22 protein-coding genes and 1 pseudogene are annotated in these 19,748 nt (G+C 70.0%); 15 read left to right on the top strand and 8 right to left on the bottom strand.

From position 1 onward, the window contains the following. The first annotated feature begins 110 nt into the window (after positions 1-110). Positions 111-1,304, top strand: coding sequence for an elongation factor Tu (tuf, locus tag OG520_RS16225; protein ID WP_266415496.1), 1,194 nt, complete (start codon positions 111-113; stop codon positions 1,302-1,304). Between the two features lie 148 nt (positions 1,305-1,452). Here the strand turns inward: tuf and OG520_RS16220 are convergent, their stop codons facing one another. The 3 genes from OG520_RS16220 to drmC all read right to left on the bottom strand — a co-directional run bounded on the left by OG520_RS16220 (position 1,453) and on the right by drmC (position 4,980). After that, positions 1,453-3,501 (bottom strand): PIG-L family deacetylase, encoded by a 2,049-nt coding sequence (locus OG520_RS16220; RefSeq protein WP_406016495.1) that lies wholly within the window; start codon positions 3,499-3,501, stop codon positions 1,453-1,455. 220 nt (positions 3,502-3,721) lie between these two features. After that, entirely contained in the window at positions 3,722-4,180 is a 459-nt protein-coding gene (locus OG520_RS16215; RefSeq protein ID WP_406013633.1) for a GNAT family N-acetyltransferase, read from the bottom strand. A 59-nt stretch (positions 4,181-4,239) separates the two neighbouring features. Then, positions 4,240-4,980 carry a DISARM system phospholipase D-like protein DrmC gene (gene drmC / locus OG520_RS16210; protein ID WP_406013632.1) on the bottom strand — a complete coding sequence of 247 codons (741 nt, stop codon included), beginning with the start codon at positions 4,978-4,980 and terminating at the stop codon, positions 4,240-4,242. A gap of 63 nt (positions 4,981-5,043) precedes the next feature. Here drmC and OG520_RS16205 point away from each other — a divergent pair, with 63 nt between their 5' ends. The 6 genes from OG520_RS16205 (at position 5,044) to OG520_RS16180 (ending at position 9,199) form a co-directional block, all read left to right on the top strand. Further along, positions 5,044-5,301 (top strand): hypothetical protein, encoded by a 258-nt coding sequence (locus tag OG520_RS16205; RefSeq protein ID WP_406013631.1) that lies wholly within the window; start codon positions 5,044-5,046, stop codon positions 5,299-5,301. 474 nt (positions 5,302-5,775) lie between these two features. After that, the gene (locus OG520_RS16200; protein ID WP_406013630.1) at positions 5,776-6,459 is read left to right on the top strand and encodes a hypothetical protein; all 684 of its coding nucleotides are present in this window, start codon (positions 5,776-5,778) and stop codon (positions 6,457-6,459) included. Positions 6,460-6,608: 149 nt separating this feature from the next. Beyond that, positions 6,609-7,070: a Panacea domain-containing protein gene (locus OG520_RS16195; protein WP_376625373.1), complete on the top strand. Its 462-nt coding sequence runs from the start codon at positions 6,609-6,611 to the stop codon at positions 7,068-7,070. Continuing rightward, positions 7,070-7,540, top strand: a complete 471-nt coding sequence (locus OG520_RS16190) for a hypothetical protein (protein ID WP_406013629.1) — start codon at positions 7,070-7,072, stop codon at positions 7,538-7,540. Before OG520_RS16195 ends, OG520_RS16190 begins: the two co-directional genes overlap by 1 nt. Positions 7,541-7,570: 30 nt before the next feature. Then, positions 7,571-7,927, top strand: a complete 357-nt coding sequence (locus OG520_RS16185) for a hypothetical protein (RefSeq protein WP_406013628.1) — start codon at positions 7,571-7,573, stop codon at positions 7,925-7,927. Between the two features lie 321 nt (positions 7,928-8,248). Continuing rightward, a complete protein-coding gene (locus tag OG520_RS16180; protein WP_406013627.1) occupies positions 8,249-9,199 on the top strand; it encodes a reverse transcriptase family protein in 951 nt (316 codons plus the stop codon). 141 nt (positions 9,200-9,340) lie between these two features. On the opposite strand, the gene OG520_RS16175 is transcribed toward OG520_RS16180, so the two are convergent. From OG520_RS16175 to OG520_RS16165, 3 genes and pseudogenes are all read right to left on the bottom strand, one after another. After that, the gene (locus tag OG520_RS16175; protein WP_406013626.1) at positions 9,341-9,643 is read right to left on the bottom strand and encodes a hypothetical protein; all 303 of its coding nucleotides are present in this window, start codon (positions 9,641-9,643) and stop codon (positions 9,341-9,343) included. A 46-nt stretch (positions 9,644-9,689) separates the two neighbouring features. Next, positions 9,690-9,878 (bottom strand): annotated as a pseudogene (locus OG520_RS16170) (helix-turn-helix domain-containing protein); the annotation flags it as partial. Positions 9,879-10,082: 204 nt separating this feature from the next. Beyond that, positions 10,083-10,586, bottom strand: a complete 504-nt coding sequence (locus OG520_RS16165; protein ID WP_406013625.1) for an ATP-binding protein — start codon at positions 10,584-10,586, stop codon at positions 10,083-10,085. Positions 10,587-10,750: 164 nt separating this feature from the next. Between OG520_RS16165 and OG520_RS16160 the strand changes: the two genes are divergently transcribed. Then, positions 10,751-11,629, top strand: coding sequence for a helix-turn-helix domain-containing protein (locus tag OG520_RS16160; protein ID WP_406013624.1), 879 nt, complete (start codon positions 10,751-10,753; stop codon positions 11,627-11,629). Beyond that, complete coding sequence (locus tag OG520_RS16155; RefSeq protein ID WP_266415483.1) at positions 11,626-11,835, top strand: DUF397 domain-containing protein; 210 nt, start codon at positions 11,626-11,628, stop codon at positions 11,833-11,835. Before OG520_RS16160 ends, OG520_RS16155 begins: the two co-directional genes overlap by 4 nt. A gap of 136 nt (positions 11,836-11,971) precedes the next feature. Here OG520_RS16155 and OG520_RS16150 read toward each other — a convergent pair whose 3' ends face one another. After that, complete coding sequence (locus OG520_RS16150) at positions 11,972-14,233, bottom strand: poly(A) polymerase (protein ID WP_406013623.1); 2,262 nt, start codon at positions 14,231-14,233, stop codon at positions 11,972-11,974. A 200-nt stretch (positions 14,234-14,433) separates the two neighbouring features. After that, the gene (locus tag OG520_RS16145; protein ID WP_406013622.1) at positions 14,434-16,104 is read right to left on the bottom strand and encodes an RNA ligase family protein; all 1,671 of its coding nucleotides are present in this window, start codon (positions 16,102-16,104) and stop codon (positions 14,434-14,436) included. 509 nt (positions 16,105-16,613) lie between these two features. Here OG520_RS16145 and rpsJ point away from each other — a divergent pair. From rpsJ to rpsS, 6 genes are read left to right on the top strand one after another with little or no spacing between them, the layout of a single operon-like run. After that, on the top strand, positions 16,614-16,922 hold the full coding sequence (gene rpsJ, locus OG520_RS16140) for a 30S ribosomal protein S10 (protein WP_003948644.1): 309 nt from the start codon (positions 16,614-16,616) through the stop codon (positions 16,920-16,922). Positions 16,923-16,935: 13 nt separating this feature from the next. Then, positions 16,936-17,580 (top strand): 50S ribosomal protein L3, encoded by a 645-nt coding sequence (rplC, locus tag OG520_RS16135; RefSeq protein ID WP_072485542.1) that lies wholly within the window; start codon positions 16,936-16,938, stop codon positions 17,578-17,580. Positions 17,581-17,584: 4 nt separating this feature from the next. Then, positions 17,585-18,235 (top strand): 50S ribosomal protein L4, encoded by a 651-nt coding sequence (rplD, locus tag OG520_RS16130; RefSeq protein ID WP_072485541.1) that lies wholly within the window; start codon positions 17,585-17,587, stop codon positions 18,233-18,235. Then, positions 18,235-18,558, top strand: coding sequence for a 50S ribosomal protein L23 (gene rplW / locus OG520_RS16125; protein ID WP_014154589.1), 324 nt, complete (start codon positions 18,235-18,237; stop codon positions 18,556-18,558). Before rplD ends, rplW begins: the two co-directional genes overlap by 1 nt. Before the next feature lie 39 nt (positions 18,559-18,597). After that, entirely contained in the window at positions 18,598-19,434 is an 837-nt protein-coding gene (gene rplB / locus OG520_RS16120) for a 50S ribosomal protein L2 (RefSeq protein WP_266415473.1), read from the top strand. A 12-nt stretch (positions 19,435-19,446) separates the two neighbouring features. Further along, the gene (rpsS, locus tag OG520_RS16115; RefSeq protein ID WP_023539342.1) at positions 19,447-19,728 is read left to right on the top strand and encodes a 30S ribosomal protein S19; all 282 of its coding nucleotides are present in this window, start codon (positions 19,447-19,449) and stop codon (positions 19,726-19,728) included. Positions 19,729-19,748: the final 20 nt, after the last annotated feature.

Genomic DNA, 19,748 nt, shown 5'->3' with positions numbered 1-19,748 from the left:
CGTCGCAGAGCGCAAGCAATGCGGTGAATGCCCCCGGCCCCGGCATCCCAGCAAAGATCACCTGGCGCCGATGAAGCAAGGCGTACAGAACCACTCCACAGGAGGACCCAGTGGCGAAGGCGAAGTTCGAGCGGACTAAGCCGCACGTCAACATCGGCACCATCGGTCACATTGACCACGGTAAGACGACCCTCACGGCCGCCATTACCAAGGTGCTGCACGACGCGTACCCGGACCTGAACGAGGCCTCGGCCTTCGACCAGATCGACAAGGCTCCCGAGGAGCGCCAGCGCGGTATCACGATCTCGATCGCGCACGTCGAGTACCAGACGGAGTCGCGTCACTACGCGCACGTCGACTGCCCGGGTCACGCGGACTACATCAAGAACATGATCACGGGTGCCGCGCAGATGGACGGCGCCATCCTCGTGGTCGCCGCCACCGACGGCCCGATGCCGCAGACCAAGGAGCACGTGCTCCTGGCCCGCCAGGTCGGCGTTCCGTACATCGTCGTCGCCCTGAACAAGGCTGACATGGTGGACGACGAGGAGATCCTGGAGCTCGTCGAGCTCGAGGTCCGTGAGCTCCTCTCCGAGTACGAGTTCCCGGGCGACGACCTGCCGGTCGTCAAGGTCTCGGCGCTCAAGGCGCTCGAGGGCGACAAGGAGTGGGGCCAGACCGTCCTCGACCTGATGAAGGCCGTCGACGAGAACATCCCGCAGCCCGAGCGTGACGTCGACAAGCCGTTCCTGATGCCGATCGAGGACGTCTTCACGATCACCGGTCGTGGCACCGTCGTCACCGGTCGTATCGAGCGTGGCATCCTCAAGGTCAACGAGACCGTCGACATCGTCGGTATCAAGACCGAGAAGACCACCACCACGGTCACCGGCATCGAGATGTTCCGCAAGCTGCTCGACGAGGGCCAGGCCGGTGAGAACGTCGGTCTGCTCCTCCGTGGCATCAAGCGCGAGGACGTCGAGCGCGGCCAGGTCATCATCAAGCCCGGTTCGGTCACGCCGCACACCGAGTTCGAGGCCCAGGCCTACATCCTGTCGAAGGACGAGGGTGGCCGTCACACCCCCTTCTTCAACAACTACCGCCCGCAGTTCTACTTCCGTACCACGGACGTGACGGGCGTTGTGACCCTTCCCGAGGGCACCGAGATGGTCATGCCGGGCGACAACACCGTCATGAACGTCTCGCTGATCCAGCCCGTCGCCATGGAAGAGGGCCTGAAGTTCGCCATCCGTGAGGGTGGCCGGACCGTGGGCGCCGGCCAGGTCACCAAGATCGTCAAGTAATTACCTGACTGTCTGACCTGGTTGCTCCGCACAGAGCACCGAGAAGGGCCCCGGCCCGCCGCGCAAGCGGTGGACCGGGGCCCTTCGTCATGTGTACGGGCGGGGCCCGGGGGCTTGTGCGGCCCCGACCCGCCGCACGGCCCCTCCCTCAGGGGCGCCAGAGCCAGGGCAGGGCGTCGGGCCCCAGGGCCACCACCGTCGCCCGGCCGTCCTGCCCGACGTGCAGGACCGGCCCGTCCAGCGCCACCGGACCGCGCCGCCGTACGAGAAGCCCGCCCGGCGTACGGAGCTGGAGGAGGCCCTTGGCGGTACGGCCGAGCAGCACCGGGGCGCCCGGCGTCCCGGCGGCGGCCACCGGGCCGTACCCGTCGAAGCCAGCCCGGTCCCGGATCAGCCGCCCGTATCCGTCGATGCCGGTCTCGTCCGCCGTCTCCCCGGTCCGTACGGTCGTCAGGGCGGCCTTCGCCGCCGCGCGGTAGAACAGCTCGATGCTCCCGTCCGGTCCCGGCAGCGCCGCCGGACCGTCCCCGGGCACCGGCACCCCGGTGATCTGGGTGCGCGCGGTCAGCGCGTCGCCGGGCGTGTCCTGCGTCCAGTGATGCACCGCGAAATGGCCTGCCGCGAAGACATGGACACAGCCCTCGGCGTCCACCACGGCACTCAGCCCGTCCTGGATCTCGCCGCCGCCCATGTCCAGCCACCCGCTCCACCGGCCGGCCGTGTCCCGTACCCGGGTACTGACGCCCTTCTCCGCGTTCCGCACGAAGAGATGCACCCGCCCGTCGGGCGCGGCGACCGCGACCGGGACACCGATCCGGCGCCCGCCGTCGTGGTCGCGCACCGGGTTCCCCAGCCCCTGCCAGGCGCGGAAGGCGCCGCCGGGGGAGCGCTGCTCCAGCGCGACGATCTCGCGTTCGTTGTCCGCGCCGTGCCCGCTGAGCGCCGAGAACCGCAGCCCGAAGAGCAGATGGCGACCGTCCGGCAGCGTCGCGCTGCCCAGGACCGGGGCGAGCGGGCCGCCGCCGAGGTCGTCCGGCGCGTCCCACTCCCCGCTGCCCGGTGCGCTCTCGCGCCGGCGCACCGCCCGCAGGCCCAGCACCCCGTACGTGACGAGCCGGCCGTCCGGTTCGGCGGCGACGGCGGGCCGGGGGCCCGGGTAGCGGTAGTGGGTGGACCGTACCCAGCCCTTCCGGTTGGTCAGCGGACGGTTGCCGCCCACGCCGTAGTCCCCGCAGCCCGCCGGGTTGCCGCACCGCCAGTCGGCCGAGCCACCGTACGGCACCAGGTGCGAGGCCTTCTCGGCCAGCACGGCGGGCGGCAGGTTCTTCGGCCAGTGCCGGTTGTAGTAGCCCCGGAACGCCGTGGTGGCGAAGCTCGGCACCTCGCCGCCGCTCGTGGTGGTCCCTGCCACCCACCGGATCAGCGACGCCCAGGTGAACAGCGCGGTGGCGGTGTGGTCGGGATGGTCGGAGTAGCCCCGCTGCTCGCTGTCCCGGCGGCGGACCGCCTCGCTGCTGTGCTGGATGTCGGGGTCCGGGTCCATGGTGTGCAGGATGCTCGGCCGGTACCGGTCGAACAGCCCGACCAGGACGTCGATCAGCCCGTCGTACGTGTACGAACCCGCCTTCTTCAGCGGGGAGCCCTCGGCGACGACGGTCGGCAGGACCAGGCGACGGTCCTGCCAGAGGCTGGGCAGTCCGAGACGCCCGTACGAGGTGTGCATGGCGGTGTTGATGAAGATCAGCTCGACCCTGCGGCCCCGGTATCGGAGGGTGTTGATCTCGGCGCGGTGGCCGCCGTGCAGCTCGAGGACGGACTTGTGCCACGGGGTGAACCTGCCGAGGCCGAGCAGGGTCGCGTACGCCTGGCGGAGCCCCTGGTGACGCGCGGAGGAGTACGCGGCCTTGTCCGGCGCGGGCAGCGGGCGGCCCGGCGCGCGATTGATGCCCGTGGCCTCGCCGCCGGTCAGATAGACGCAGACCAGCGGGGTCCCGGCGTCGAGGGCCTGCTGGGTGTCCGGGTTCATGAAGTACAGGTCGTCGTCCGGGTGGGCGAGGATCTGCATCATCTGGGCCGGGTGCGAGGTGCTGATCGGCAGTCCGGGCATCGGGTCCGCGGCGGGATCGCGGCGGCGGGGCGGCGAGGGCGCCGTGCAGGCGGTGAGGGCCGCCAGGCCGGTCGTGCCGGCCGCCGCCATCACAGTGCGCCGCGGCACTCCCGACCGGGATGCGCGCAACGAGGGTCGATCCGTCACACCGTGCTCCGTCCACTTCCCCCGCAGCGGGCGGCTGTGCGGCCCTGTGCCGCGTGCCGAATCCGTGCAGGTCGCGGCGGGGGGCGAGCCGCTGCTGCGGGGGGAGAGACGGAGATTCTCCGGGGTGGGTTGCCTGGGTATCCACGGGTGTGACCCGAACAGCTCAACTCGCGGGTGTACGCACCATGAACACGTCGACCGGGTCCTGCCGCTCCTCGGTGAACCCGTGCCGTTCGTAGAGCGCGCGGGCGGCGCTGCCCTGCAGCACGTCCAGCCGTACGGTCGCGCCCTCCTCGTCGGCCCGCGCGAGCAGCGAGCGGAGCACCGCGGTGCCGATGCCGCTTCCCTGGAGGGCGGTGGAGAGATAGAAGTTCTCCAGCCACAGCCCGCCCTCGACAGGGCGCAGGGTGACGCAGCCCGCGAGCTCCCCGTCCGCGACGACGACCGAGGTGTGCTCCGGCGCGTAGTTGTCCCGCAGCCGCTGTCGTACGCGGTGCTCGTCGTAGCGCCCGAGCCGCTCCAGGTCGGGGCGCATCACGGTGGCCCTGAGCTCGGCGATCGTCTCGACGTCCTCGGGCCGGGCGGGGCGCAGGGTCCAGGCCGCGGTGGTGCGTACGGGCATGGCCGGAGTGTGTCAGAGGGCGAACGCGGGGGCCGAGGCCGGGCACTGACCGGGCAAGCTCAGGATCTGCGGAGAAGTCCCTCGGGGCCCGTCAACCAGCGCAGGTGGTCGACCAGCCTGCCGACCGCTCGTGAGTCGCGCAGGACGACACCGATCTCGACGTTGCGGCTGAGGCCGCGACTTGTGAGGTTCGCGCTGCCCAACAGTGCCGTGTGGCGGTCTGCGGCGATGACCTTGGCGTGAAGACTCGTGTGATCGGCGCCGCCTGCCCGGTGCCAGATCCGGACTTGTTCTCCGAGCGGACCGAAGGCGCGTGCTGCCGCAGTCGATTCTTCCAGGAGCAGATCGATGCGGACGTTCCACTCGGAGGCTGCGTGGAGTTCCGCCACGATCTCAGTGATGCCGTAGGCCGCGAAGCTTGCTATGAGCAGGGATTCGCGGGCGGAACGTATGACGTCGACGGCGATGCCGCTTGTCAGGCGGACCGGGATCGCCGGGCTTGTCGGACCGCTCACCACGAGCTCAGCAGGTGGGTCCATGCCTTCCTCGGCTGCGGCTGCCGTGGCCAGGGAAAGAGCGAGAGCTGACCCGGGCAGTTGAGATGACTCGTCCCGCCATGCCTTGCGGAGCGTGCTCAACCGGACCGAGAGGCCGGCTGCCGGATGGTTGGCGGACCATCGGTCGAGCAGTGGGCTGTCCGGTCCCTCAGCCGCGTTGAGGTGATGCAGGAGATTGGCCAGCCGCTCGGCCGGGAGGCGTCGGCCGAGGGCTGCGAGAAGTGCCGGCAGCCGGCCAGTCATGACAGGAACGCACCGAGATCGCCGGCCAGTGTCTCGACGAGCAGCGCACGGTCCAGGTAGTGATTGCCACGCTCGCACGAGGTCTCGGCGGCGTTCCTGGTCGTGGTGCCGGAGGACTCCGACGAGTGGGTGCAGGCGACCCACGAGGGGCTGCTGCTGAGGCACGCCGCCTACTGGGCGTGTTTCCACGACCACGAAAACGTGGATCGGCCCAAGGAGAGCAGCTTGACCGTCTCGGTGCCGAAGGCCAATCTGCTCACCACGGAGACCTTGCACGGTCTCTTCGGCCCTGAGTTCCGAGAGAAGCTGGGGGTGTCATGATCGCGATCTCCGATGCGGAGTTCAGCCAGGTGAACGACCTGGCCACGTCCTCTCTGCTGCGCTGTCTGCGAGGCCGTGGCTGGTCACCCTTCAGGGACTACGGCCGTGGGCAGCTCTGGGTGCTGGACGCCCCGGGGGAGTCCGGCGAACCGTACGAGGTGATGGTGCCGCTGGACCGCGGCCCCCGCGACTACGCGGACCGCGTCGCCGATCTGGTGGAGACCCTGTCCGTGGTGGAAGCCCGGCTGCCCGCCGACGTACTGCGTGAGATGGCGCTCCCTTCCGCCGACTGGCAGTTCCTCCGGCTCACCCCGCCGGGACCGTCCGGAACCGCTCCGCTGGTGGAGCTGGTCCCCGCCCTGGCCGGCCTGAGGGATCTGATGACATCGGCCGCGGCCGCGGTGGCGGCGCCGGAGCCCCAGCCGGTGCAGCCCTGCCAACAAGCCGCAGCTGGTCAAGGACCATGTCGCCTCGGTGCGGCTGGACCAGACCCGGGTGGGCAGCTATGTCGTCGCCGTGCACACCCCGCTGCCCGAGGCCCCCGCTCAGGCGTTCCTCTTCGACCACGGCTCCCGCGCGGAACCGTTCGCGAGGAGGGTCACCCGGGGTCTTTACGCGGCGCTGATCTGCAGGGAAGCAGCGAATCTCACCCTTCAGCGCGACGAGCTGGCCGATTTCTCACGGTTCACCCCCGGTGGTCTGTCGGCGAATCTCTGCGAGGCCCTGGTCAAGATCGGCGGTGACGAAGGGCCGGGGTTCTCACTCGACTTCACCTGGTCGGCGGATCTGCCGGTGGAGCAGGCAACCGAGCGCATCCGGCTCACCTCCCCTCAGCTGGCAGCCCTGGACGCCGGGGCCAAGGACCTGCGGGCCCGGCTGGGGCACACGGACATGACATTGCTGGGGTCGGTGGTCCGCCTGCACCGTGAGCTTCCGTACGGGCCGGGCGCGGTCACCATCGCCGGGTACTTCGACGACCGGGACGGCCGCAGGGCGCGCAGGGTCAGGATGTCCCTGGACGAGCGCGACTACGGCAAGGCGGCCGAGGCTCACCGCCGGGGCGACGAGGTCATGGTGCGGGGTGACGTCACGGCCCAGAGCGGGGTCGCGGGTATGGAGAACATCGTTTCGTTCACGGTGCGCCATGTGTCCGAATGAGACAGCCGGCGCGGTTCGTTCCGTTCTCGTTGTCCGACCTCGCCCGTACGCTGGACCGACAGGGGGGATCCTCCCCGCCCGGGAGCTCAGAGGATGTCGATGGGGGCGTGCGGCTCTAGGGTGGCGGCGAGGACCAGAGGGGACCGACCATGGCAACCGTGCACGACGTAGCCGCGTACATCCTGGTGAAGGCCGCACCGATGTCGGCCATGAAGCTGCAGAAGCTCTGCTATTTCTCCTACGGCTATCACCTGGCCTGGGAGGACCGCCCGCTGTTTGCCGAGCGTTTCGAGGCGTGGGCCAACGGGCCTGTCGCGCCGGAGCTGTACAGCAAGCACCGCGGCCGCTTCGAGCTGAAGCGCGGGGACATCGAGGGTGACCCGGCGGAGCTGGACGACCAGGAGCGGGAATCGGTCGACATCGTGCTGGAGAACATGCGCGTGTACTCCGCACATGAGCTGTCGGAGATGACCCATCGGACCGGCCCGTGGGTCGAAGCCCGCGGCCGGGCCCAGGCGCCGGATCTGGTGCGGAGCAACGAGCCGTTGCTCGATGAGGACATCGCCGACTTCTTCGGCGCGCTGGCCGAGCACGAGGAGCACAACGGCTGATGCCCAAGGGGGGACGGGCCAAGAAGAAGTTGGCGCTCCCGCCCAGCGGGGCGGTGCGAGAGAAGCGGATCGGTGGTGTCCGGTTACTTCTGTCGGGCGCGGCCGCCTCGGACGACCGGGTGTGTTGGCGGTTCACCCACGTCGACCACGGCGGTCCCTGGGGGTTCGACCGCATGGATTCGGCCACGTTGTGTGAGGTGCTGACCAAGCTTCGGGACTGCGAGACGATGACTCTCAGTGAGTTACGTAGGACTGGTGACTTCTTCAAGGAGTACGAACTGCCCGGCGGCCTGTGCAAGGAGGCCGTGGCGCGGCTGGCTGCGATCGGCTTCGGTGACGCGACGAAGATCCAGCGTCTACGGTTCACTGGCACGCAGCGGTTGTATGGATTCCTGACCGACAACATCTTCCACGTGTTGTGGTGGGATCCCCTCCACGAGGTGTATCCGTCGAAGCTCAAGCACACCTGACCGGTCCGTCTGTCCGAGAGGGAGCCGCAGGTGCCCGAATTCAATCCGACGCCGGTCCCGTCGGCCGCAGCTGTGCGCAAGCTGCTGCACGCCCTGGCTCAGGGAGTGCGGCACGACACAGGCCTGGCGCAGGTGTTGATCGACGAGCCCTGGCCCCTGGGCGCGGTGCTCGATCGCGCCGCCGAGCTCGAACTGATCCGGCGCCGCCATCTGACGGACGCGGGCCGGTTGCTGCTCGGAGACGCCGTAGGAAGGCCGGCCAGGGCACAGCGGGGTCCTGCCAACCCGCCTTCTACCGGCCGGTGTTGTTGTGGCTCATGTGTGGCCACCGGACTGTACGACAGTGATGCCCCCTACTACCCTGTGTCGCTCAGGGAGGGGCGCTGAGATCTAGTACCGCCGGTTCCGTCGGGACCGGCCGACCGGGTCTCCTTCACAAGAGCCCGGGGGCAGGGCGGCACCGTGGGTGCCGTCCGTGAATCAACTTCCGCGTGACCGGCGACGGTCGGGCCGGGAGGAAAGTAAAGGTAGATGGTCAGCGCCTCCCCTCACCTTTATCTCCGGTCCGTTCCGGAACCGCGCTCCGCACGCACGGCTGAGCGTGCTGTCCGCCAGTCCGCTGATGCGCGAGCGCGCGGCCTGCCGCCCATAGTTACGTTGGGGCATCTGGCGCACCTGACCGGAATCCCGTACCGGAGTCTTCGCCACGTGGTCGAGCGTCGCGGCGCCCGCTACCAGCCGGTTCACCTGCCGGGCAAGGCCGACCGGGGTCCCCGGAAACTACTGGTTCCCGATCTGGAACTCATGACCGCTCAGCGGTGGCTCCTGCACGAGTTGCTCGGCCGGCTGCCCGTGCACCGGGACGCTTTCGCCTACGTCAAGGGACGTTCGGTGGTCGACTGTGCCCGTCGGCATCTCGGTGCGCAGTGGCTGATCAAGATCGACATCAGTGATTTCTTCGGTTCGGTCGGCGAGCGCCGTGTCCACCAGGTGTTCCGCGCCCAGGGGTATCAGCCACTGGTGGCTTACGAACTGTCACGGCTCTGCACCTGGGACGACCGGCGTGACGAGGTCGACCCGGTGCGCAAGGGCCGCTACCCGAAGATCACCGCCTATCAGGGCGGCTGGGGAGGGTCGCTCCCGCAGGGGGCGCCTACCAGCGGGGTGCTCGCGAATCTTGTGGTCCGAGCCATGGACGAGCGTCTGTCGGGCATCGCGGCCCGCCGCGGCCTCGTCTACACCCGCTACTCGGACGACATGGTCTTCTCCGCAGGCACCCCTTTCTCCCGGCCGTCGGCCGTCTCCGCGCTCAGGGAGCTCAGCCACGCCGTGCAGGCGTACCGATTCACCGTCAACGCCCGCAAGACCCGGATCGTGCCGCCGGGCGCCCGCCGGTCGGTGCTCGGGCTTCTGGTCGACGGTGACACCCCGCGCCTCGCTCCCGACTTCAAGTCCCGGGTCCTGAGCCATCTGTACGGCATCGAGAAGTTCGGGCTCCGCGCCCACCAGCAGCACCGTGACTTCGCATCTCTCGCAGGCCTGGTGCACCACGTCGACGGCCTCATCGCCTACGCGCTCGGCACGGAGGCCGCGTGGGCCGAGCCGGTGCGGGAGCGGTGGCGGTCGATCCTGGACGCGCAGGGCCGGCCGCTCGGCTGAGAGCGGTACCGCAGCGCGGCGTCAGCGTTTGTCGTTGAGGGCGGAGCGGCCGACGGTCGTCAGGCCGCGCTGCGCGGGGCTGCCATGCCGCACCTCCCAGGGCGGGCACCCTGGGAGGTGATTCCGGCACATCGGGTACAGCTACTCCGTTGACGATGTCGCCTTGCCGGACGGAACCGGCCTGTCAGTGAAGATGGTCAGGTGCCACGTGCCGTCCACCCTCACCACGCTGAATGAGTCCTGTGCTGTCTTGCCGGATTTCTCTTTCGCTGTCAGCTTTGCCGATCCGGCATCCGGCCCCATGTCGAGGTCAATTTGAATCTCCGTGATCGAGAGTCCTCGACCACCCTTGTCGGCGAGGATCCGACCGGCTTCCCGGCGAGCCCGGGAGTCGTCAGGAACGCCGCCCACTTCGATCAGATCATCCGCGTTGCGTGAATTCAAGGCATCCACATAGGACTCGACTGTGTTGCGCGCGCCTTTCTTGCCCTGACTGGATGTGGGCGGCGAGCCCGATCGCGGCGAGGGAGAGGCCGCGGTGCTGGGCGAGGTGGTTGCCGATGACGGTGAAGCCTGCGGCATGCCGGAAGTTGATGTGGATGACACCGGACGACGGTGTGGCGTCTCCGGGTACGTGGGACGGGGCGCACGGGGGCGCGGTAATCTGCGGGGTATCCATCGGGAAGCGTCTTCTTCCTCGGTGGTCAGGCCCCCGGTTGAGAGTGCGAATCTCGGTCGGGGGCCGTCGCGTGTCTGGAGTTGTCGCGGCGAGCATATGCCAGCCAACCCGTATGAAATCCAGCCCAGTTGCCCCATGTCACCCGAGTGAGTGACGGGGTCGGGTTTGGGTGGGGAGGGTATTTTCTCCAGGTTCTTTAAAGCTTTATGCGTCGTGGAACGCGAGGACGTGGCTCACCGGGTCGTGGGTTTCCGCGACCCGGTGGAGCGGTCGCGGTACGAGGTCGAGTTCGGCCCAGATCGTCTTGCGCGGGACGGGCCCGACATCGATGCCCCACCGGTCGGCGAGTGCCTCGACGATCAGCAGGCCGCGCCCGGATTCCGAGTCGTCGGCGGGGGCGGACGTGGTACCGGGCGTGGGAGGCAGCTGCTCGCCCCGGGTGTCGGTCACCTCGATCCGCAGGAGCTCGTCGCGGTGGGCGGTGAGGCCGAGTTGGAAGTCCCGCCCGGGTACGCGGCCGTGGGCGGCGGCGTTGGTGGCCAGCTCGGCGACGATGTGCGCGGCCGGTTCGCAGACGATCCCCCAGTTGCCCAGATGCGCCGTGGCGAGGAGACGGGCGAGCCGCGCGCCTCGGCGGGTGGGGGAGAGCAACACGGTGAACTGTCGGGTGGGAGCGGAATGTTCGGTTCGGGTGATGTGTTGGTTCACGTCACTCAGCGTGGCCGTGCCTGCGTACCGTGAACAGCAACGAGCCCCTTACGTACGGCGATTGTCCCGTGCTTGTCCAGTGCTGTCCCGGCTGTCCGGGGTGACGTGCTGGGGACACCAGGGGTTGGGCCAAGAACGGCAAGCGCGTCGGAAGTGGGGCACGGATGAGCGTGGATGAGACCGGTACGGAGCGCGGCGACGCCGGGGCGGACGAGCCGGGCTGGGACGTCGATCCCGATGACGAGTCGGGGGTGGCGGTGGTCGCGGCAGTGGGCCGCCAGATCAAGGCGTGGCGGGAGGCGGCGGGGCTGCGGGCCGGCGAGTTCGGGTCCGCGATCGGGTACGGGGAGGACCTGGTCTACAAGGTGGAGGGCGGCCGTCGAATCCCCCGGCCGGAGTTCCTGGACAGGGCGGACCGGGTGCTCGGCGCGGGCGGGAAGCTCGCGGCGATGAAGCAGGACGTGGCGGAGGTCCGGTACCCGAAGAAGGTACGGGATCTGGCGGGCGTGGAAGCGAAGTCGGTCGAGATTGCGGCCTACGTGGCGCACGGCCTGCATGGGCTGTTGCAGACTCCGGGCCACGCGCGGGCGCTGTTCGAGGCTCGGCAGCCCTCGTACTCGCAGGACGAGGTGGAACGGATGGTAGCCGCGCGCATGGCGCGGCAGTCGATCTTCGAGCGGTCGCCCGGACCTGCTCTCAGTTTCGTCCAAGAAGAGTCGGCACTCAGGCGGCCCATCGGAGGCACAATGGAGTGGCGGCGACAACTCGAACGTCTGCTGGAGATCGGACAGTTGCGCAATGTCACCCTCCAGGTGATGCCTACGTGCCGCGAGGCGCATCCCGGCATGGACGGGGACATCGAAGTGCTGAAGTTCAAGGACGGTTCGGCGGTGGGGCGTTCGCACGGGGCGTTCAATGGGCGCCGGGTGACCGACGCGAAGCAACTCCGTATCCTTGAACTGCGGTATGGCATCATCCGGGCCGAGGCTCTCACGCCCCGGGAGACTCTGGCCCTCATCGAGCAAGTGCTGGGAGAGACATGATCCGCAGGACTTCCACGCAGGACGTTTCTGAGCTGGCCTGGTTCAAGAGCAGCTACAGCAGCAACGGCAACGAAGGTGACTGCGTCGAGGTCGCGTCCACCCCGGGCGCGGTGCTCGTGCGCGACTCCAAGAACGCGCAGGGGGCCCGGCTCGCTTTCGCCTCAGGTGCGTGGGCGGGCTTCGTCTCGTACGCCGCCGGGCACTGATCCCACACGCACTCGCGCCTCCGAGCCCGGTTGATGCCGGACCGGGGGCGCGCCGCTGTCAGAAGATCCTGTCCTGGATGCCGTCCTCCGCCCTGGGGCGGAGGGGTCGGTACGGGAAGGAACGCCGACCAATCCGTCAGAGGGCGAACGCCGGGTCTCCGGCCGACCGGAGAGCGGACGGTTCCACCCGGGCCAACGTGGCTTCCGGGATGCCGCGCAGGATCTCCGCCCCGATCTCCGCAAGCCGGTGCCCGTCGGGCGGCGTGGCGCCCAGGCCGATCACGTATCCCGCCAGGCCGTCGGCGGTGAGCGGGCGCGGCCAGATACGGGAGTCCGGGGCGCCCGCCTCCGCGAGGGCGGCGGCCAGGGCGAGTAGGCGGCCGCGCAGCCGCCCCTCGTCGGGGCCGGGCCGTACGGAGGCGAGGGCCCAGGCAGTGTGCTGCGTGTGCAGCGGCGGCGGGGTGCGGAGCAGGGTGTGCTGCGGTACGGGGCCGGTGTCGTCGGCGGACTCCAGGATCTCCCAGGCGCGGAATAGCTCCTCGGTGAGGAGGTCGCGGCCGGCCGGGGAGACCTGTGCGGTGCAGGAGCGGACGGGGGCGGTCGGGGTCAGCACGGTGACGGGGAGCCCACCGGTCCCGGCGGCCGTGCCGGGGTCGACCGCGCGGTCCCAGTCCCAGGTGGCCCAGGTCGCGAAGAACTTGCTGAGCAGGGGGAGCGGTGGCAGGTCGCCCGACTCGTGGGCGGTACGGGCCGCGAGTACGGACCAGGCGAGGCCGGGCAGCCCGCCGCACGGGGCGGAGTCCAGGCCGCGCGCCCGCGCCCATGCCTTCACCGTGCGGGCGAGCCGGGTGAACGCCGCCCGGTGCGGGTCCGCCGCCACGAGCACGGCATCCGCGTCGCTCACCGCGCTGAGCGCCGTGGCCGCCGCCTCGCCCAGCTCGGCGCGCCGGGCCACCGCCTCGGCCGGGGGGAGGGCGCCCGTCGCCACGGTCACCAGGTCCACCCCGAGCCCGCCGAGCGAGAAGCGCAGCCCCGGTACGCGGGCACCCGTCACCTCGCGCAGGCCGACGGCGTCCGGCAGGGCCGCGGCCAGCCGCTCCCGTACCCCCGGCGGATCCACGGCACCGGGCAGCGCCGCGACCAGGTCCACGTCCGCGCCGGGCAGCGCACAGCCCATCCGCCGCGAGCCGGCCAGGTGGACGCGCCCTTCGGGCAGGGCGGCGGCCACCCGGCGCACGGCATCGGCCGCGCACGCCTCCTCCGCGGCGTCCGTACGGACCTCCTCCGCAGCGTCGGCGGCCAGCTCCACCCGCACCCCGAAGTGGTCCGAGACGTACAGCCCGTCCGGCGTCGGCACGTCGCCCAGCAGCACCGCCGAGACGGGCCGCAGCCGCTCCGAGCGGACCAGCACCCGGTCCAGCCGGGACACCCGCCCGGTCAGGGAGGAGACGGCGGCCAGCGGGTTGACCGACGGGTCGAAGGTGGGCGTCCGGTCGTCCGCGCCGTGCACCCGGCTCCAGGCGTCCGTCATCCCCAGCCGGTCCTGTGGGGTGTCCCCGCCGTCGTTGAAGTCGCCGAGCAGCGCCACATCGCCCTCGACCGCCGCCAACCCCGTTGCCAGATCGGTCAGTTCGGCATCGCGTCGACCGGAGCCGTTCGCCGAGTGGTCGCTGCTGAGATGGGTGACGGCGACCGTGACCGGTCCTTCCGCGGTCTCCACGACGACGGCCGCGACCGCCTTGTGCGGGCCGAGAGCGTGCAGACCCGCCTCGCGCACCGGGACCCTGCTGAGCAGCAGCAGACCGCAGTCGGCGACATCCCGGCCGGCCGGGTCGGCCCAGAGCGTGTAGCCCCCGCGGACCCAGGGCGCCGCCAACAGCAGCGCGAGCAGGGCGGGTTCGGCCTCCTGGAGCGCGATGACATCGGCGTCCGCGGCGCGCAGGGCGTCGAGCAGGAGCGGCCGGCGCCGGGCGGTGTCGATGCGGTCGCTGTCGTAGCGGTCCCAGAGGGTGTTCCAGGTCAGCAGTGTCAGGGGGCCGGAGGCCGGGGCGGGCGCCGGTGCGTCCTCGGGCACGGGCGTCCAGGCGGCATCGGACACCGAGAACGCGTGCGGCGTGCGGGAGACGAAGTACGGGGACGGCAGCCGGCGCGGGGCGCGCACCCGCCCGGCGTCCGTCGCGTCGATCCGGTCCACGCCCGAGGACCGGTCCCACACCAGCTCACCGTCCGCCTCGAAGAACAGCACCCGGTGCCAGGGGATGTCCCCGCCGGGCGTGAAGCGGGGCAGCGGCACCCGCTTGGGCACGGTCCCGCGCTGCGCCACGCCCAGTACGAAGCGCGCCGGATCGAACCGGGCGTCCCAGCGGACCCGGTGGTAGATCTCCTCGCTGGTACGCATTCAGGGCCTTCCGTCTGGATCATGCCGGGCTCGCGTGCCCCGGTGCCACGCCTCGCGGCGTTGTCGTCACTCGCCATGGCTCCTTCCCCAAGCTCTCGACTCCGCTCGAGCAGGGGAGACCCCATCGACTCCCTCCTCCGCCTTGCGATTCACGGCACCGGACCCCGCTCCCTGATCCGGCCTGATCCAGACGGAAGGCCCTACGCCCTGTCCTCCACGGTTCCGCTCGCGCCGATGTACCAGGTGCGGTGCGCCTGGCCGGGGTACGGGGGCACGAATCTGTGCAGCTGCGAGGTCAGTACCTCGGCCGGCACGGGGTGGCTGCGACGTCCGTTGCGGCGGATCAGCTCCGCCTCGCCGACCAGGGCCACGGCGTGGGTGAGCAGCGCGTCCCTGCGCCGGGCGACCGCGTGCACCAGGGAGCGCTGGTGCGCGTTGAGCGAGGTGGCGTCCCAGACGACCGTGGAGCCCGCCGTGAGCGCCGCGTCCAGCCGGTCGAGCCCCTCGCGCAGCACGTCCCCGTTGGCCTTCTGATCGGCGCGCGAACCCCGGGCCAGGCGCAGATCGTCGAGTGAGAGGTAGGTGTCGACGCCGGGCAGCGCACGCCCGAAGGTGCTCTTGCCGCTGCCGGACGGGCCGACCAGATGGACCAGGCGCGGGAAGTCCCCGGCCCGCCAGCGCCAGGTCGCGGCGACCGCCTCCTCGGCGGTGGTGACCCGGCCCAGGGCATACGCCTCACGGGCCTGCGCCCAGCAGCGGTCGGCGCTCTCCGGGTCCAGCCCCGCGAAGGCCTCCCGCAGCCCGGCCGGTTCCGCCAGGCCCTCCGCGTGCAGCGCCGACCACTCCACCTGCTCGCGCGCCCCGGTGGTGTCCGCCACCGTGGCGGCCAGCGCGTGCAGCAGTGGCAGATCGGCGGCGAACGACATCCGGACCAGCCCGGTGCGGCGCTCCTCGTCCGGGTACGGGCGGTGCAGCGCGGGGTGCAGTCCGACGAGGTCCGCGACGCGGCGGGCGAGCGGCATCCCCAGCGCCGGTACCAGCGCGGGCACGAGTCCGGTGCGGCGGGAACGGTGCAGCAGCGCGGCGAGCACCCCGGTCAGCCGGTCCTCGCCCGTCCGGCCCAGTGCGTCGAGGGCGTCGCCCATCGCGCGGGCGGCCCCGGCGTCTCCCGCGTCCGTGCCCGTGGCGGTGGCCAGGGCCGCCGCGTCGACCGGCGCTCCGGACCGTACGGCCCACAGGGCGGCGGCCGGGCCGAGCCCGTTCTCCACGACGGCGGCGTGCATCCAGTGCGTATCGGTCTGCACGTGGCCTGGCCGCACCCACTTGGCCACCAGGCGCCCGAAGTCCGGTGCGCCGAAGCCGTCCACGGGCCGGACGACGTACCCCTCCTGCCGTCCGGTGTCGGGCTTCAGCGCCCGCAGCAGCTTCTCGGCACGGGCGTCGAGGACGCCGCGCCACAGCACGGGCGGCACCGGTATCCCCAGTCCCCGCAGGAACGCCACGGTCCGGTCCCAGCCCAGGCAGCGCTCCCCGTCCCAGACGGAGAAGCCGTAGAAGAAGCTCTCCAGGCCGTCGTACGGGATCGAGTGGCGCGCGAACATGTTCTCGCCGCAGACCCGCCACCCGTCGGGGATACGCGCCCCGACCCGCCCCTGGAGCGCCTTCACCCAGCCCCGCGAGGGGTGGTGCGCGGAGTCGAGGGAGCGGGCGTGGAGCCCGTCGGCGTAGAGCGTGGTGTTCTCGCCGTCCAGCTTCTCGGTGACGACGACCTCGCGGCCGGTCAGCGCGGAGAGGTCCGCGATCCGTACGTCGTCCGAGGTGGCTCCGGGGGACCAGGGCAGATGCGCGGTGCGCGGATAGTGCGTACGCATGATCGATGCCCCTGGTGACGACGGTTTGCCCGGCCGGTCACTGTAGGGGCGGGGCCGTACGACACTCGACCGAATTACGATGAGCGGCGCCCGGCACGGCTCCCGCTGCGCGCCCGCGTTTGACCGAGCGAGCACGGGGGGTAAGATCCTCCGCCCGATTGGCCAGGCTCACGCCCCGTATGGCACACTGACCAGGTTGCTCGGCTGAGTGTCAATGCTGCGCGCCTCCCGCCGGGAGGACCGGAAGCGAGTCCCACAGTACTCGTCGATCCCTCGCGGGTCGGACGTACGGGAATCTTCCGGGAAGCGTCAGTGGGGCACCGGCCAGGCGCCCGGTGGGTGTTTCGCCCCCGGTCCTGCGGTCCTCGGGCCCGCACCCCCTTGGTTGGGAAATCCTTCGGGAGATCTGCGTAGAGGGGATGCGACACGCCCGACCGCGTGGGTCGGAGGTGGAGTCAGGAGAGCCCCCGGGTTCCAGAGCGTTACGAGAGACAGGACTACTAGTAGCCATGGCGGGACAGAAGATCCGCATCCGGCTCAAGGCCTACGACCACGAGGTCATCGACTCCTCGGCGAAGAAGATCGTCGAGACGGTGACCCGCACTGGTGCGTCGGTCGCAGGCCCGGTGCCGCTGCCCACTGAGAAGAACGTGTACTGCGTCATCAAGTCGCCGCACAAGTACAAGGACTCGCGCGAGCACTTCGAGATGCGCACGCACAAGCGCCTCATCGACATCCTCGACCCCACGCCGAAGACGGTTGACTCGCTGATGCGTCTCGACCTGCCGGCCGGCGTCGACATCGAGATCAAGCTCTGAGGTGACGCGCGAGATGGCTAAGAACATTAAGGGCGTCCTGGGCGAGAAGCTCGGCATGACCCAGGTCTGGGACGAGAACAACCGGGTCGTCCCGGTGACCGTCGTCAAGGCCGGGCCCTGCGTCGTCACCCAGGTCCGCACGAACGACAACGACGGCTACGAGGCAGTCCAGATCGCCTTCGGCGAGATCGACCCCCGCAAGGTGAACAAGCCCCTCAAGGGCCACTTCGCCAAGGCCGACGTGACCCCGCGCCGCCACCTGGTGGAGCTCCGCACCCCTGACGCCAGCGAGTACACGCTGGGCCAGGAAGTCACTGCCGAGGTGTTCGAGTCCGGCGTCAAGGTCGACGTCACGGGCAAGAGCAAGGGCAAGGGCTTCGCCGGTGTGATGAAGCGTCACAACTTCAAGGGTGGCAAGGCGTCCCACGGTGCCCACCGTGTGCACCGTATGCCTGGCTCCATCGGTGGCTGTGCCACCCCCGGCCGTGTCTTCAAGGGCATGCGCATGGCGGGTCGCATGGGCAACGAGCGTGTCACCACCCAGAACCTGACCATCCACGCGGTTGACGCGGAGAAGGGTCTGCTCCTCATCAAGGGCGCAGTCCCCGGTCCGAACGGCGGCCTCGTCCTGGTCCGTACCGCGGCCAAGGGGGCTTGAGGTAATGAGCACCATTGACATCCTTTCGCCGGCAGGCGACAAGGCCGGTACCGTCGAGCTCCCCGCGGAGATCTTCGACGCGAAGACCAGCGTTCCGCTGATCCACCAGGTCGTTGTCGCACAGCTGGCAGCTGCCCGTCAGGGCACGCACAAGACCAAGACCCGCGGCGAAGTCCGTGGTGGTGGCCGCAAGCCGTACCGCCAGAAGGGCACCGGCCGCGCGCGCCAGGGTTCGACCCGTGCGCCGCAGTTCGCCGGCGGTGGCGTCGTCCACGGCCCGCAGCCGCGTGACTACTCGCAGCGGACCCCGAAGAAGATGAAGGCGGCCGCCCTGCGCGGTGCCCTCTCCGACCGGGCACGCCACTCCCGCATCCACGTCGTCACCGGCGTGGTCGACGGTGCAGTCTCCACGAAGGCCGCCAAGACGCTGTTCGGCAAGATCTCGGAGCGCAAGAACCTGCTCCTGGTCGTCGACCGTGCCGACGAGGCCGCGTGGCTGTCCGCCCGCAACCTGCCCCAGGTGCACATCCTGGAGCCGGGCCAGCTGAACACGTACGACGTGATCGTCTCTGACGACGTGGTCTTCACCCAGGCCGCCCTCGAGTCCTTCGTGTCTGGCCCCCAGACCGCTGAGACCGAAGGGAGCGACGCCTGATGAGCGAGGCGACCGTTACCAGCAAGACCTACTCGGACCCGCGCGACGTTCTCGTCAAGCCGGTCGTGTCCGAGAAGAGCTACGCGCTGCTCGACGAGAACAAGTACACGTTCATCGTCGCGCCCGGCTCCAACAAGACCCAGATCAAGCAGGCCGTGGAAGCGGTCTTCTCGGTCAAGGTCACCGGGGTCAACACGATCAACCGGCAGGGTAAGCGCAAGCGCACCAAGACCGGTTTCGGCAAGCGCGCTGACACCAAGCGCGCCATCGTGACCCTCGCCGAGGGCGACCGTATCGACATCTTCGGCGGCCCGACCTCCTGACGGAGGTCGAGTCGTCCGGAATCGGACGAGGACTGAGAAATGGGTATCCGCAAGTACAAGCCGACGACCCCGGGCCGTCGTGGCTCCAGCGTCGCCGACTTTGTCGAGATCACGCGGTCCACGCCGGAGAAGTCGCTGGTCCGCCCCCTGCACAGCAAGGGCGGCCGTAACAACGCCGGTCGTGTGACCGTTCGCCACCAGGGCGGTGGCCACAAGCGCGCCTTCCGAGTGATCGACTTCCGTCGTCACGACAAGGACGGCGTGCCGGCCAAGGTCGCGCACATCGAGTACGACCCGAACCGCACCGCGCGCATCGCGCTCCTGCACTACGCGGACGGCGAGAAGCGCTACATCATCGCGCCGCGTGGCCTGACGCAGGGCGACCGTGTCGAGAACGGCCCGGCCGCCGACATCAAGCCCGGCAACAACCTGGCGCTGCGCAACATCCCGGTCGGTACGACCATCCACGCCATCGAGCTGCGGCCCGGCGGCGGCGCGAAGTTCGCCCGTTCCGCGGGTGCCTCCGTGCAGCTGCTGGCGAAGGAGGGCACCATGGCCCACCTTCGTATGCCGTCGGGTGAGATCCGTCTGGTCGACGCCCGCTGCCGTGCCACCATCGGTGAGGTCGGCAACGCCGAGCAGTCGAACATCAACTGGGGCAAGGCCGGCCGCATGCGCTGGAAGGGTGTTCGCCCGACCGTCCGCGGTGTCGCGATGAACCCGGTTGACCACCCGCACGGTGGTGGTGAAGGCAAGACCTCCGGTGGTCGCCACCCGGTCTCGCCGTGGGGTCAGAAGGAGGGTCGTACTCGTTCGCCGAAGAAGGCATCGAACAAGTACATCGTCCGCCGCCGCAAGACGAACAAGAAGCGCTAGGAGCGGGTTTAGATGCCGCGCAGTCTCAAGAAGGGGCCCTTCGTCGACGGCCACCTCATCAAGAAGGTGGACGTACAGAACGAGGCAGGCACCAAGAACGTCATCAAGACCTGGTCCCGTCGCTCGATGATCATCCCGGCCATGCTGGGTCACACCATCGCGGTGCACAACGGCAAGATCCACGTCCCGGTGTTCGTCACCGAGTCGATGGTCGGCCACAAGCTCGGCGAGTTCTCGCCGACTCGCACCTTCCGCGGCCACGTCAAGGACGACCGGAAGTCGAAGCGCCGCTAGCGCGGGGTGGAAACGACTAT

The organism is Streptomyces sp. NBC_00984 (assembly GCF_045162475.1).
GTDB lineage: Bacteria > Actinomycetota > Actinomycetes > Streptomycetales > Streptomycetaceae > Streptomyces.
The sequence above is the reverse complement of the archived record's forward strand: the minus strand, read 5'-3'. Positions and strand labels throughout refer to the sequence as shown.

Excerpts from the sequence above, each read along its gene's own strand:
- OG520_RS16220 (WP_406016495.1), bottom strand. The coding sequence starts at position 3,501 with ATGGCGGCGGCCGGCACGACCGGCCTGGCGGCCCTCACCGCCTGCACG.
- OG520_RS16215 (WP_406013633.1), bottom strand. The coding sequence starts at position 4,180 with ATGCCCGTACGCACCACCGCGGCCTGGACCCTGCGCCCCGCCCGGCCC.
- drmC (WP_406013632.1), bottom strand. The coding sequence starts at position 4,980 with ATGACTGGCCGGCTGCCGGCACTTCTCGCAGCCCTCGGCCGACGCCTC.
- OG520_RS16195 (WP_376625373.1), top strand. The coding sequence starts at position 6,609 with ATGGCAACCGTGCACGACGTAGCCGCGTACATCCTGGTGAAGGCCGCA.
- OG520_RS16190 (WP_406013629.1), top strand. The coding sequence starts at position 7,070 with ATGCCCAAGGGGGGACGGGCCAAGAAGAAGTTGGCGCTCCCGCCCAGC.
- OG520_RS16160 (WP_406013624.1), top strand. The coding sequence starts at position 10,751 with ATGAGCGTGGATGAGACCGGTACGGAGCGCGGCGACGCCGGGGCGGAC.
- OG520_RS16155 (WP_266415483.1), top strand. The coding sequence starts at position 11,626 with ATGATCCGCAGGACTTCCACGCAGGACGTTTCTGAGCTGGCCTGGTTC.
- OG520_RS16150 (WP_406013623.1), bottom strand. The coding sequence starts at position 14,233 with ATGCGTACCAGCGAGGAGATCTACCACCGGGTCCGCTGGGACGCCCGG.
- OG520_RS16145 (WP_406013622.1), bottom strand. The coding sequence starts at position 16,104 with ATGCGTACGCACTATCCGCGCACCGCGCATCTGCCCTGGTCCCCCGGA.
- rpsJ (WP_003948644.1), top strand. The coding sequence starts at position 16,614 with ATGGCGGGACAGAAGATCCGCATCCGGCTCAAGGCCTACGACCACGAG.
- rplC (WP_072485542.1), top strand. The coding sequence starts at position 16,936 with ATGGCTAAGAACATTAAGGGCGTCCTGGGCGAGAAGCTCGGCATGACC.
- rplD (WP_072485541.1), top strand. The coding sequence starts at position 17,585 with ATGAGCACCATTGACATCCTTTCGCCGGCAGGCGACAAGGCCGGTACC.
- rplW (WP_014154589.1), top strand. The coding sequence starts at position 18,235 with ATGAGCGAGGCGACCGTTACCAGCAAGACCTACTCGGACCCGCGCGAC.
- rplB (WP_266415473.1), top strand. The coding sequence starts at position 18,598 with ATGGGTATCCGCAAGTACAAGCCGACGACCCCGGGCCGTCGTGGCTCC.
- rpsS (WP_023539342.1), top strand. The coding sequence starts at position 19,447 with ATGCCGCGCAGTCTCAAGAAGGGGCCCTTCGTCGACGGCCACCTCATC.